At 69.9% G+C, this 12,703-nt stretch carries 13 protein-coding genes and 1 pseudogene; 7 read left to right on the top strand and 7 right to left on the bottom strand.

What is annotated here, in order from left to right:
- Positions 1-19: 19 nt before the first annotated feature.
- From ACOFKS_RS02365 to ACOFKS_RS02350, 4 genes are all read right to left on the bottom strand, one after another.
- Positions 20-529: a PH domain-containing protein gene (locus tag ACOFKS_RS02365; RefSeq protein ID WP_419807648.1), complete on the bottom strand. Its 510-nt coding sequence runs from the start codon at positions 527-529 to the stop codon at positions 20-22.
- Between the two features lie 38 nt (positions 530-567).
- Entirely contained in the window at positions 568-1,932 is a 1,365-nt protein-coding gene (gene pgmG / locus ACOFKS_RS02360; RefSeq protein WP_419807647.1) for a phosphoglucomutase/phosphomannomutase PgmG, read from the bottom strand.
- Between the two features lie 151 nt (positions 1,933-2,083).
- Positions 2,084-2,341, bottom strand: coding sequence for a J domain-containing protein (locus ACOFKS_RS02355; RefSeq protein ID WP_419807646.1), 258 nt, complete (start codon positions 2,339-2,341; stop codon positions 2,084-2,086).
- Positions 2,338-3,159 (bottom strand): division plane positioning ATPase MipZ, encoded by an 822-nt coding sequence (locus tag ACOFKS_RS02350; protein WP_419807645.1) that lies wholly within the window; start codon positions 3,157-3,159, stop codon positions 2,338-2,340. Before ACOFKS_RS02350 ends, ACOFKS_RS02355 begins: the two co-directional genes overlap by 4 nt.
- A gap of 94 nt (positions 3,160-3,253) precedes the next feature.
- On the opposite strand from ACOFKS_RS02350, the gene panC reads away from it, so the two are divergent.
- The 5 genes from panC to ACOFKS_RS02325 all read left to right on the top strand — a co-directional run bounded on the left by panC (position 3,254) and on the right by ACOFKS_RS02325 (position 6,261).
- Positions 3,254-4,090 carry a pantoate--beta-alanine ligase gene (panC, locus tag ACOFKS_RS02345; protein WP_419807644.1) on the top strand — a complete coding sequence of 279 codons (837 nt, stop codon included), beginning with the start codon at positions 3,254-3,256 and terminating at the stop codon, positions 4,088-4,090.
- 185 nt (positions 4,091-4,275) lie between these two features.
- Positions 4,276-4,572 carry a hypothetical protein gene (locus tag ACOFKS_RS02340; RefSeq protein WP_419807643.1) on the top strand — a complete coding sequence of 99 codons (297 nt, stop codon included), beginning with the start codon at positions 4,276-4,278 and terminating at the stop codon, positions 4,570-4,572.
- Between the two features lie 72 nt (positions 4,573-4,644).
- Positions 4,645-4,956, top strand: coding sequence for a putative quinol monooxygenase (locus ACOFKS_RS02335; protein ID WP_419807642.1), 312 nt, complete (start codon positions 4,645-4,647; stop codon positions 4,954-4,956).
- Positions 4,957-5,013: 57 nt separating this feature from the next.
- Positions 5,014-5,700, top strand: a complete 687-nt coding sequence (locus ACOFKS_RS02330) for a helix-turn-helix transcriptional regulator (RefSeq protein WP_419807641.1) — start codon at positions 5,014-5,016, stop codon at positions 5,698-5,700.
- 117 nt (positions 5,701-5,817) lie between these two features.
- The gene (locus ACOFKS_RS02325) at positions 5,818-6,261 is read left to right on the top strand and encodes a hypothetical protein (protein WP_419807640.1); all 444 of its coding nucleotides are present in this window, start codon (positions 5,818-5,820) and stop codon (positions 6,259-6,261) included.
- Positions 6,262-6,277: 16 nt separating this feature from the next.
- Here the strand turns inward: ACOFKS_RS02325 and topA are convergent, their stop codons facing one another.
- Complete coding sequence (gene topA, locus ACOFKS_RS02320; protein WP_419807639.1) at positions 6,278-8,857, bottom strand: type I DNA topoisomerase; 2,580 nt, start codon at positions 8,855-8,857, stop codon at positions 6,278-6,280.
- Positions 8,858-9,006: 149 nt separating this feature from the next.
- On the opposite strand from topA, the pseudogene rhuM reads away from it, so the two are divergent.
- Positions 9,007-10,037, top strand: a pseudogene (rhuM, locus tag ACOFKS_RS02315) (RhuM family protein).
- Here the strand turns inward: rhuM and dprA are convergent.
- Complete coding sequence (gene dprA, locus ACOFKS_RS02310) at positions 10,034-11,122, bottom strand: DNA-processing protein DprA (protein WP_419807638.1); 1,089 nt, start codon at positions 11,120-11,122, stop codon at positions 10,034-10,036. The pseudogene rhuM and the gene dprA overlap by 4 nt on opposite strands.
- On the bottom strand, positions 11,119-11,781 hold the full coding sequence (gene plsY / locus ACOFKS_RS02305) for a glycerol-3-phosphate 1-O-acyltransferase PlsY (RefSeq protein WP_419807637.1): 663 nt from the start codon (positions 11,779-11,781) through the stop codon (positions 11,119-11,121). The genes dprA and plsY overlap by 4 nt, the downstream gene beginning before the upstream one ends.
- A 188-nt stretch (positions 11,782-11,969) precedes the next feature.
- Here plsY and ACOFKS_RS02300 point away from each other — a divergent pair, with 188 nt between their 5' ends.
- Positions 11,970-12,695, top strand: a complete 726-nt coding sequence (locus ACOFKS_RS02300) for an EF-hand domain-containing protein (protein ID WP_419807636.1) — start codon at positions 11,970-11,972, stop codon at positions 12,693-12,695.
- Positions 12,696-12,703 lie beyond the last annotated feature (8 nt).

Genomic DNA, 12,703 nt, shown 5'->3' with positions numbered 1-12,703 from the left:
GCTCAACCTAGATGGGCGTTCAACCGTTCGGCTGGAAGCCCTCGTGATCGAGGTCCAGCTCGCGGACGCCGCGCCGCTGCCGCGCGCGCTCGATCAGGCCGCGCAGCCCTTCGCGCCGGTCGCGCGCCTGCGGCACGTCGGGGAGCACGAACTGCGTGTCGCCGGTGGTGCGGTCGGTCGAGGTCAAGGTAATGGTGCCGATCCCCGCCATCTGCCCGAGCACCGAGAAATCGAGGCGGATGTCCTTGACCCGATACAGCTCGATCTCGTCGACGGTCTTCATCACCAGCCCGTGGCAGACGATCAGCCGCTGATCGGTGACTTCGTACAGCGACGACAGCGCGCGCAGCCAGTGGACGAGGATGAGGACGACCCCCAGCGCGCTCGCCGCCAGCGGCCAGGCGGTGCCGAGTGCCACGGTGGCGATCACCCCGGCCGCGACGAGCGCCAGCGTGCCCAGTCCCGCCAGACTGCCGTAGAGCCAGCGGAGCGTGCTGGTGCGGAAGCGGTCGACTTGCTGCTCGGGCATCGGCGCGAGACTAGCCGTGGCGGCGGGCGCGTCAAGATTCACCACCGCACCCCGGAGCGCGCGAGCTGGTCGTCGATCGCCGCGAGCAGCCGGTCGAGCGCGGCTTCGTCCTGCGCCTCGGCGCGGACGGTGACGACGGCCTCGGTGTTGGACGCGCGTAGCAGCCACCAGCCGTCCGGCGTGGTCACCCGCGCGCCGTCGGTGGTGTTCACGGTCGCGCCGTCGGCCAGCAACCGCGCGACGATCTCGGCCGCGATCGCGAACTTGCGCGCCTCGTCGACCGGCACGCGCAGCTCTGGCGAGGTGCAGAGCGCGGGCATGGCGCCGCGCAGCTCGGTCAGGCTGTGGCCCGACGCGGCGATCGCCTCGATAAGGCGAACGGCGGCATATTGCGCGTCGTCGAAGCCGTACCAGCGGTCGCCGAAGAAGATGTGGCCGCTCAGCTCGCCGGCCAGCGGCGCGTTGGCCTCATACATCGCGGTGCGGATCAGACTGTGGCCCGACTTGCCCATTACCGGCCGCCCGCCGAGCTCGGCGATGCGGTCGAACAGCATCGCGCTCGACTTGACGTCGCCGATGATCGTCGCGCCGGGATGGCGGGCGAGGACCGGTGCGGCGAGCAGGGCGAGCAGCTGGTCGCCCCAGATCACCCGCCCGTCGCCGTCGATCGCGCCCAGCCGGTCGCCGTCGCCGTCGAACGCGACGCCGAAATCGAGTCGCCGTTCGCTGACCAGGCGTTTCAGCTGATCCAGATTGGCCTCGACGGTCGGGTCGGGATGATGGTTCGGAAAAGTGCCGTCGACCTCGGCGTTGATGACGTGGTGCTCGCCGGGCAGCAGCTGGACGAGCCGTTCGATCGCCGGTCCGGCGGCGCCGTTGCCGGGGTCCCAGCCGATGCGATAGCCGGCGCCTTCGACATCGCGGACGAGGCGCTGGACATAGTCCTCCGCGACATCGGCGGTGGTGACGGTGCCGCTGCCTTCTGTCCAGTCGCCCGCCGCCGCGAGCCGGGCCAGATCCTGGATGTCCTCGCCGAAGAAGGCGGCGTGGCCGAGCACCATCTTGAAGCCGTTATAATCGGTCGGGTTGTGGCTGCCCGTCACCTGCACGCCGGCGTCCACCTCCAGCTCGGCCTCCGCATAGTAGAGCTGCGGCGTCGGTCCGAGCCCGGTGCGGACTACGTCGACGCCGCCGGCGGTCAGCCCCTCGACCAGCGCCGCTTCGAGCGCGGGCGAGGAGAGGCGGCCATCGTAGCCGACCACGACGCGGGTGCCGCCCGCGCGCCGCACGCGGGTGGCGAAGCTGCGGCCGAGCGCCCGCGCATCGGCGGGGCCGAGCGAGCGGCCGACGACGCCGCGCACGTCATATTCGCGCAGGACGACGGGATCGAAGCGGTGGGTCATGCCGGGGTCCGGACGCGCGACGCCTCACGAACCGCACGGTACGTCGCCGCGAAAACAGTGCCTGCGACGTGACCGACGGGCGATCGGCGGGCAAGGCTAGGCGTGGTCATGCCGAACTGTTGGCACGGATCGGCGGTCGTGGAACAGTCCTTCAGTCGAGGCGGCGCAGCAGCGTGTCGCGCGCGGCGTTGACCCGGCGGGTCAGCTCGGACGAACCGCCCCGGTCGGGATGGACGCCCGCGACCAGCCGCCGATGCGCGCCACGGATCGCGTCGGCATCCGCATCGGGACCGAGGCCCAGCACCGCGCGGGCATCGGTCAGCTCGCGATCGGCCGGCGCGGCCTTGGGCTTGGGACGGAAATAGTACCACAGCGCCAACAGCGCGGCGACGAGCAGCAGCAGCTTCATGCCGAGGCGGCTTCGGGCACCGGATCGCCGACCATCGGGAGCTGACGCTCGGGCAGCGACAGCCCCGCCATCATCTCGCGCAGTTCCTGCCGCGCGGCGACGTGGCCGATCCCCATCTGCCCGAAGGCGCTCGAGTCGATCATGGTGAGGCCAGCGGGGAACAGTTCGCGATAGATAACGCGCTCGCCGAGTCCCGGAATGAGACGGAATCCGACGCGCTTGGCTAGCTGCGTCAGCGCTTCCTGGACGCGGCGCATGTTGCGTGCCTCGATGTGCTGGAGGCGATTACGCAGCACCACCCAGTCGATCGTCGCGCCGTCCTCGCGCGCCCGCGCCTTGCGTGCATCCCAGATCAGCTCGGCGTAGAAGGAGGGGCGCGTGACCTTGTAGGTCTCCGGATCGACCTGACCGATCAGGTCGAAGTCGACGAAGCTGTCGTTCATCGGCGTCACCAGCGTGTCGGCGCGCTGTGCCGCCAGCCGCGCGAACGGGTCGTCGCGCCCCGGCGTGTCGATGACGAGGTAATCGGTGCCGTCGAGCAGCTGCACGTAGAGCTCCTCGAACCGCTCCGGCGTGTGGCCGTCATGCGTGGCATAGGCAGGCATCGGCAGGTCGGCGCCGGTGCGCTTGATCGTCGCGGCGCGGTTGTCGAGGTAACGGCCGACGGTTCGCTGGCGATGATCGAGGTCGAGGCACGCGACGCGCGCCCCTTTCGCGGCCAGCGCGATCGCGACATGGACCGCGGTGGTCGACTTGCCGGTGCCGCCCTTTTCGTTGGCGAAGACGATGACGTGGGTCTGGTCCGGCCCGCTGGGCAAGGCGCGTTCCTCCGGTGAAGGTGGGTTGACGGTTTACCCATGCTCCATAGAAGCCGCCGCTCTCGGTTGCGAGAGGGGTATTGGGGGTGCTGCGTTGCGAACCGTCCGGGAGCTGACCGAGTTGCGCGCCGCCGTCGCCGAATGGCGCGCGGCGGGCGAGCGCGTCGCGCTGGTGCCGACGATGGGGGCGCTCCATGCCGGTCACATGGCGCTGGTCGAGGCGGCCAGAAGGCCGGGCACTCGCGTCGTCACGTCGATCTTCGTCAATCCCAAGCAGTTCGGCGCGGGTGAGGACCTGGCGCGCTATCCCCGGCGCGAGGCGGGCGACGCGCGGATGCTGACGGACGCCGGCTGCGACCTGTTGTGGGCGCCGGCAGCGGAGGTGATGTACCCCGACGGCTTCGCGACGGCGGTCGCGGTGGCGGGGGTGAGCGAGCACTTCGACGGTGCGGTGCGGCCCAGTCATTTCGACGGGGTCACTACGGTGGTGACGAAGCTGTTCAATCAGGTCGCGCCGGACGTCACCTGTTTCGGTGAAAAGGACTGGCAGCAATTGCAGGTGGTGCGGCGGCTGGTCGCGGACCTGGACCTGCCGATAGAGATCGTCGCGGTGCCGACGCAGCGCGAGGACGACGGTCTCGCGCTGTCGTCCCGCAACATCTATCTGTCGCCCGACGAGCGTGCGGCAGCGGTGGCGCTGCCCCGCGCGATGGGCGTGGCGGCGCGGGCGATCGGGCGCGGCGACGAGGCGGCGGACGCACTGGCGGCGGCACGGGCGAGCCTGACGGCGGCCGGGTTCGACGTCGACTACGTCGCGGTGGCGGATGCGGAGACGCTGGCGCCCGACCCCGCGGCAGGACGGCCGCGCCGGTTGCTAGTGGCCGCGCGGCTGGGGACGACGCGGCTGATCGACAACATCGCGGTGGAGTGACGGGTCGTGGCGCGGGATGCGCCGCGGCAAAGCCGCGCCGTCGAACGGATTCGGCTGCGCCGACCCGCCTGCCGCACTGGCCGGTCGTGGTCGCTGCTTCGCCGCGAACATGCCTGCTGCGCCATTAACCATTCGGCAACACGAATCGCGTCACAACCCGTTCAACAGAGGAACGGGGATCGACCATGGGCACCAGTGCGAAGAGCGCGCAATTTCTGATCGACAGCCGGCTCGCGGAGGCGGCGCGCGGGGACGGCGACGCGCTCTACGACCTCGGCCTGTGCTATTCGACGGGGACCAACGGCGTCGACATCGACCTGGTCGAGGCGCACAAATGGTTCAACCTGGCGTCGATCGCGGGGCTTGAAACCGCGCAGATGTGCCGCGCCGAGATCGCCGAGGACATGACTGCGCGTGAGATCGCGACCGCGCAGGCAGCGGCGCGGTCGTGGCTCCAGCAGACGCAGCGCCGCGCGGCGTAGCCCGCTCATCTGCTGACACCACGCTGTCAGCAGGGTCGCGCTAATCCTCCGCCATCGACAAATGGAGGATTCATGACCGATCACTACGACACCACCCATGTGATGCTCGCCGAGCTTACGATCGCGGCGGGGCGGATGGATGCCTTTCTGGCATACACCATCCCCAATCTGGCGGTGAGCCGCGCCTGGCCCGGCAACAGCCGCTTCGACATGCTGGTCGACGAAGCGCGGCCCGGTCGCGTGCTGTTCTACGAGATATGGGACTCGGTCGAGGTGCAGCAGGCCTATATGGCCTGGCGGGCGCAGGCGGGCGATGTGGCGCGGTTGACGTCCTTCCTGGCGGCGGCGCCCGACTTCACGGCGTTGCGCGCGGTGCGGGACTAGCGGGGCCGGGCTAGCGGTGCCGCCGCCGGTCTGACACCTTGACGTCGGGAGGGAACGATGCGGCGCGCCGAACGCCTGTTCAGGTTGGTCAACCGGCTGCGCGCGCGCCATGTCAGCCGCGCGGGCGATCTCGCCGCGCATCTCGAGGTCAGCGTGCGGACGGTCTATCGCGACATCGCGCATCTGCAGGCGTCGGGGTTGCCGATCGAGGGTGAGGCGGGCGTCGGCTATCTGCTGCGGCCGGGGTTCGACCTGCCGGCGATGACCTTCACGTTCGAACAGCTCGACGCGTTGGCGATGGGGCTTGCGTTCGTCGAAGCGGCGGGCGACGCGGCGCTGGCGGACGCCGCGCGGGAGGCGCGCGCGAAGCTGCAGCCGGCGCTGCCCGATCCGGCGGCTCACAGCCTGACGGCGGCGCCGTTCTTCGCCGCGCGTCGCGACGGTCGCGCGGCGCAGGCGGCGGCTGTCGTCCGCAGCGCGATCCGCGCGTCGGTCGTACTGCGGCTGAGCTACGCGGACGGGGCGGGCGGCGTGTCCGACCGCCGCGTCCGGCCGCTGGCGATCTGGGCGGTGACCGACGGCTGGCTGGTCGCCGCCTGGTGCGAGCTGCGCGAGGACTTCCGCGCCTTTCGCCTGGATCGGATCGCGTCGGTGACGGCGACGGGCGATCGGTTCGGCGACGATCCGGCTCGCGATCTGCGGGCGTTCATGGCGGCGAAGTCGATGGCCATGCCCGATCGCTGATCCGCGCCCGCAATGCGCGATCGTCGACGGATCGCCGCTCTTTCGTCGCGCCGCGCTTTCGCGCCGCTCGTCGCCGCTGGCACCGATGCGGCGGGGAACGTACGCGAGGGGAGAATCATGGCACGCCTGTTGAAGACGCCGTTCGGCTATCGGATCAATCTGGACGCATCGGTCGGCAAGGGCGGGGCCAACGGCCGCAGCGACGTCGGCACGCTCCAGTTCGCGCTGCGCCAGATCTATCGCGCCAACGACAAGCCCGATCCGTACAATACCGGCACCACGCTGAAGAGCCCCGACGGCGGCGTGCTGGAGGTCGATGGCGGCTATGGGCCGCAGACCAGCGACTATATCGAGGCATACCAGACGTGGCGGCGGATGCGGCCGGAGATCTGGGGGCAGCTGCCGGGCGTCACCGGCGTGTTCGAGCAGGGCGGCCTAGGCTGGCGCTTCATGACGCCGCAGAACGACGCGGTCAGCGCCTATGGGCGACCACTGGTGGACCAGATGACCACGGTCGGCTTCGTGCCGCAATGGTTGCTGGCGCAGTTCATCGGTACCTGAGCGTAAAGGGTGCCGCTCAGGTGCCAGCCTTCTTTACCGCGGTTTTCTTCGGCGCCGCCCTTTTCGCCGGGGCCTTTGCGGAGGCGCCCTTCGCTGCCGCCGGCTTCTTGGCGGCAGCCTTCCTGACCGGCTTCTTCTTCACCGGCGCGGCGGCGGCGCGGGCGTCGAGGAGCTGGGCGGCTTCCTCCAGCGTCAGCGCCTCCGGCGCGATCGTCTTCGGCAGGGTCGCGTTGGTGTTGCCGTCGGTGACGTAAGGGCCGTAGCGACCCTCCATCAGCTTGACCGGCTCGCCGGTGCGCGGGTGGTCGCCCAGTTCCTTGAGCGGCGCGCGTGCGGCGCCGCGTTGCGGGCGGCCGCCGCCCGCCGCCGCTTCGGCCAGCTTGACGACGGCGGCGTTCATGCCGGTTTCGAACACCTCCGCGGTCGATTGCAGCCGCGCGTATTTGCCGGCGTGGAGCAGATAGGGGCCATAGCGCCCGATCGCGGCGGTGATCGGCTCGCCTGACTCGGGATGCGTGCCGACCGTGCGCGGCAGGCTCAGCAGCTTCAGCGCGAGTTCCAGCGTCAGCTCGCCCGCGTCGGTCGGGATCGACGCGCGCTTCGCCTCCTTGCCCTCGCCGAGCTGGATATACGGGCCGAACCGCCCCGCCTTGCGCTCGACCGGCAGCCCGGTCTCGGGGTCGTGACCGAGCTGTTCGGGGGTCGCGTCGGCCCCGCCCGCGTCCTCGCCGCCCTGGCCGAAGCGGCGGGTGAACTTGCAGTCGGGGTAATTGGAGCAGGCGACGAACGCGCCGAACTTGCCGCCGCGCAGGGCCAGCTTGCCCGCGCCGCAATTGGGGCAGAGCCGGGGATCGGCGCCGTCGGCGCGTTCGGGGAACAAATAGTCGGCGAGGAACAGGTCCAGCTCGGCGGTGATCGCCGACGGCTGCTGCTCCATCACCTCCGATGTCTTGGGCTTGAAGTCGCGCCAGAAGGCGTCGAGCACCGACTGCCACGCGGCGCGACCGCCGGACACGTCGTCCAGCTCCTCCTCCAGCTCGGCGGTATAGTCGTAGCCGACGTAGCGCGGGAAGAAGCGCTCCAGGAACGCGGTCACCAGCCGGCCGGATTCCTCGGCGTGGAAGCGGTTCTTCTCGACGCGGACATAGGCGCGGTCCTTCAGCGTCTTGATGATCGACGCATAGGTGGAGGGGCGGCCGATGCCGAGTTCCTCCATCCGCTTGACCAGCGACGCCTCCGAAAAGCGCGGCGGCGGCTGGGTGAAATGCTGTTCGGCGGCCACGTCCTTCTTCGCCGGCGCGTCGCCTTCCTTGAGGCGCGGCAGGCGGCGGGCGTCCTCCGCCTCGTCGTCGGTCGATTCCTCGTAGAGCGCGAGATAGCCGGGGAAGAGCACGACCTGCCCCGTCGCGCGGATCACGTGGCGGCCGGTGCCTTCGGCGAGGTCGACGGTGGTCCGCTCCAGCCGCGCCGATGCCATCTGCGACGCGAGCGCGCGTTTCCAGACGAGGTCGTAGAGGCGAGCGTGGTCGCCGCTGCCGATCCTGTCGCGGCCGAAATCCGTGGGCCGGATCGCCTCATGCGCTTCCTGCGCGTTCTTCGCCTTGGTCTGGTACTGGCGTGGCTTGTCGGGGACGTAGCCCGCGTCATAGCGGTCCGCGACCGCCTTGCGCGCGGCCGAGATCGCGCTGCCGTCCATCTGCACGCCGTCGGTGCGCATATAGGTGATGGCTCCATCCTCGTAGAGCTGCTGCGCGATCCGCATCGTGTGGTCGGCGGAGAAGCCGAGCTTGCGCGAGGCCTCCTGCTGCAGCGTCGAGGTGGTGAAGGGCGGCGGCGGGTTGCGGGTGAGCGGGCGCGTCTCGACCGACTCGACCTTGAACTGTCCGGCCTCGACGTCCGCCTTCGCCCGCGCGGCGGTGTCGCCGTCGCCGATCGCGAGCCGGTCGAGCTTGCGCCCCTCCCACTGGATCAGCCGCGCGGTGAACGCGGTGCCGTCCTGTTCCAGCGTGGCGGTGACCGACCAGTATTCCTGCGCACGGAACGCTTCGATCTCGCGTTCGCGCTCCACGATCAGGCGGAGCGACACCGACTGGACACGCCCCGCCGACTTGGCGCCGGGCAGCTTGCGCCACAGCACCGGCGAGAGCGTGAAGCCGACGAGATAGTCGAGCGCCCGGCGTGCGCGATACGCGTCGATCAGGTCCGTATCGAGCGCGCGCGGCTCGCCCATCGCCTTCAGGATCGCAGGTTTGGTGATCGCGTTGAAGGTGACGCGCTGGACGTCCTTGGGCAGCGCCTTGCGGTTACGCAGCACCTCCTGGACATGCCAGCTGATCGCCTCGCCCTCGCGGTCGGGATCGGTGGCGAGGATCAGGCGGGTGGCGGTCTTCGCCTCGTCGGTGATGGCGCGGAGCTGCTTCGCCTTGTCGGCGTAGTTCTCCCATTCCATCGCGAAGCCGTTGTCCGGATCGACCGAGCCGTCCTTGGGCGGCAGATCGCGGACATGGCCGTACGACGCGAGGACGCGGTAGTCGCCACCGAGATACTTCTCGATGGTCTTTGCCTTGGCGGGAGATTCGACGATGACGAGTTGCATGGGGGTGTGACGCGGTCCCTTACGTGTACGCGCGAGGGTGGCGAGCGGGACGGGGTGGCGTCAAGCGGCGTTGCGCGAGACGCTTGATCTCGCGGCCGTGTTCCACGATTGTTCCAAGTACCCGAACCGACCCCCTTGGATGGAAACTCATGCGAGAACACGACCCCGTCATTCTTCAGGAGGATGAGCGTACCGGCGATCGTTTTCTCGTTTACGGCACCGATCGGGGGGCGCAACTCGACATCCGCTACCTCGGCGAAGCGCTCTGGATGACGCAGGCACAGATTGCCGAGCTGTTTGGCCGGGATGTGTCGGCAATCTCCCGCCACATCGGTAATATCCTGCAGGAGGGAGAGCTCGACGAAGCCACTTCTTTGCAAAAAGCGCAAACATCGACTGGTCGCCCGGCGACTCTCTACAGCCTCGATATGGTCATCTCCGTCGGCTATCGCGTTTCGTCGTCACAGGCGACGCTGTTCCGCCGGTGGGCCACGCAGAAGCTCGTACAGTTCGCGACCAAGGGCTTCGTGATCGACCCCGTCAGGTTGAAGCAGCCGGAGAGCGCCGATCGCCTCGTCGAACTTCGCGAGATCATTCGCGACATCCGGTCGGACGAAGCCAACGTCTATCGCGAGCTGCGTCGCATCTGTTCGATGTGCCAAGACTATGACGGTGAGTCCGCGGCATGGCGCGACTTCTATACCAAGACGCAAGCCAAGCTCGTCTACGCGGTGACCTCGAACACGCCGGCGGAGATCATCAAGACCCGAGCGGATGCGGCACAGGCCGATATGGGGCTGACCAGCTGGTCGCACGACAACATCCGCAAGGGCGACGTGACGGGTTCGAAAACTATCTGGCGGATGCCGAAGTCAGGGAGCTGAACCGCCTCACGACCATCCTCCTCGATATTTTCGAGGATCAGGCGGACCTTGGCAGGCTGGTCATGATGGACGACGTGCGGCAGCTGCTGGACCGGCAGCTGGGGATGCTCGGACGGACTGTGCTCGGCCATGGCGGGCAGGTCGCGGCCACTGACGCGAAGCGGCATGCCGAGCGGCAATACGCGCTGTACGCCGCCGATCGTAAGTCGGAGCGGCAAACGGCTGCGGATCAGGCCATCGTCGCTCTCCGCGCGGTGGACACGGACCTTCCCGGTCGCGGCCGTCGCGCGCGTTAGACCAGGCTCGCCCGGCCCCCCGCGTGCCGCTCCAGCCGGCCGCCCAGCTCCAGTTCCAGCAGCACCGTCTGTACCACCGCCGGTGACAGCCCCGACTGGCGGATCAGCTCGTCGACCGCGACCGGGACGGGACCGAGCAGCGCCGTCAGCCGGGTGCGGTCGGTGTCGCTGGCGTCTTCGGGCGGGGTGTGGTCGAACGGAGGCGCGGGCGAGCGCACAGCGCGCGGGTCGATCGGGCGGAGCTGTTCCAGCACGTCGGCGGCGGACTGGATCAGCGTCGCGCCCTCGCGGATCAGCAGGTTGCACCCCTGCGCGCGCGGATCGAGCGGCGAGCCCGGCACCGCCATCACCTCGCGCCCCGCCTCGTTCGCCAGCCGCGCGGTGATGAGCGAGCCGGACTTCGGCGCGGCCTCCACCACCACCGTCCCGCCCGCGATGCCGGCGATGATGCGGTTGCGATAGGGGAAGTGGCGCGCGCGCGGCTCGGTGCCGGGCGGCATCTCCGCGACGAGCAGCCCCTCGGCCGCGACGCGCTCCTGCAGCGCGGCGTTTTCGGGCGGGAACACCACGTCAATGCCGCCGGCGATCACCGCGATCGTGCCGCCCGACAGGCTGCCGACATGCGCGGCGGTGTCGATGCCGCGCGCGAGGCCGGAGACCACCGTCACTCCTCCCTCCTCCGGCCCGGCGAGGTCGTGCGCGAGCTGGCGCGCGAAGCGGCAGGCGGCGGCGCTGGCGTTGCGCGCGCCGACGATCGCGACGGCGGTGCGCCGCGCCAGCGCCACGTCACCGCGCACGATCAGCGCGGCGGGCGCGTTGTCGAGCTCACGCAGCAGCGGCGGATAATCGGCGTCGTCCTCCCACAGATAGCGTGCGCCGAGCCGGGCGACGGTCGCGGCTTCGCGTTCGGCAAGCGCGGCGTCCGGAACGCGCGGCGCCGCGCCGCCACCTCGCCGTGCTAGTTGCGGCAGCGCTTCGATCGCCGCCGTCGCGCCGCCGAAGCGGCCGAGCAACTGGCGAAAGGTGACGGGGCCTACCCCCGACGTGCGGATCAGCCGCAGCCGATCGAGCAGGTCGTGTGTCACACGCCTGAGTCGTTCAGGGGTGTCTCGTTCATGGGCAAATCGTCCGATTGCGCGTCCGCCGCGCGAGCGCCGACCCGCGGCTCGGTGCCCGCGAGCAGCCGCTCAATGTTGTCGCCATGCTTCCACACCAGGATCAGCGCCAGCGACAGGAACAGCAGCACCAGGTCGAACCGGCCGGACAGCGCCGCGGAGACCGGTGCCGACAGCGCCGCGACGATCCCGGCCAGTGACGACATCCGCAGCGTGGCGAGCAGCAGCAGCCAAACCGCCGCATAGACCAGCCCCACCGGCCAGTGCAGCGCCAGCGCGATGCCGAGCATCGTCGCCACGCCCTTGCCGCCGCGAAAGCGCAGCCAGACGGGGAAGCAATGGCCCAGGAACGCACCCGCCGCCGCGACCGCCTCGTTCCCCGGCGCGAACCGATGCGCCAGCAGCACCGCCGCCACGCCCTTCAGCGCGTCGAGGATCAGCGTCGCGGCGGCCAATCCCTTGCGGCCGGTACGCAGCACGTTGGTGGCGCCGATGTTGCCCGAGCCGATCAGGCGCACGTCGCCCGCCCCGCTCCACCGCGTCAGCAGCACGCCGAACGGAATCGATCCCAGCAGATAACCGATCAGCAACGCGCACGTCGGCGCGACCCAGAGCATCTCCGTCGGCAACCCCGCCCCTTTCGTTCCGCAGCATAGCGAGATCGATCGGACTCGCCAACCAACCTCGATCATATCGGCTGCGTGACGGAAATCGACTCCCGGCCAGCGCATCGCGGGCGCCACGATCCCGCCCGGTCGGTTGGGGTACCAGCGGTGCGGGCTTGGGTTAGGGGGCCACGGTCCGCTAGCGGATGCCGATGGACCGGATGTCTCAGGCGCTCGCCCGACTGTCGGAAGGCGAAAAGACGTGCCTGCGCCGTCGCCTGGCGGGGGAGACGGCCAAGGAAAGCGCGCTGGCGATGGGCATCTCGCCGCATGCGGTCGAGAAGCGGCTCAAGATGGCGCGAGCGAGGCTCGGCCTGTCGTCGTCGCTGGCGGCCGCACGGCTGCTGGACCAGTTCGAGGCGGGTCGGCTGGTACCCCATGCGGAAGGGCTGGTCGCGATCGGTGCGGTCGGCGCATCGACGGTGCGCGCCCATCAACCGGCGCTGACCGGAGCCATGCCGATGCTGTTGATCGCCCTTCTCGCCGCCCTGCCGCAAGCGTCCGCCCCGCTGCCCGCGTCCCGATCGGGCGGGGGACTCACCGACGCGGGCGGGCGGCGCGTCGCGGTCCGCGCTGTCGACATGAACGAGGCCGCCGCATTCCTGGGCAACGGCTTCGACACGATGGACCTCGATCGATCGGGGTTCCTGACGGACGCGGAGATCGACCGGCTTGAACCGCGCGATGTCGCCCTGCGCGACACCACGTTGCCCCCGCCGCCCCCGGCCGGCCGGCCGGACACGGCGGCCCAGGAAAAGTGGCTGCGAAAGATGGACACCGATCGCGACGGGCGGATCGGTCGGGCGGAGTATGTCGCCTACATGCTGCCCTGGCTCCTCTGGCAGGGCGTGCCCGCCGACTGGCACCCGCGGCGTTGACCCCACCC

The organism is Sphingomonas sp. (genome assembly GCF_965200135.1).
GTDB lineage: Bacteria > Pseudomonadota > Alphaproteobacteria > Sphingomonadales > Sphingomonadaceae > Sphingomonas.
This window is presented reverse-complemented; position numbering and strand designations above follow the sequence as displayed.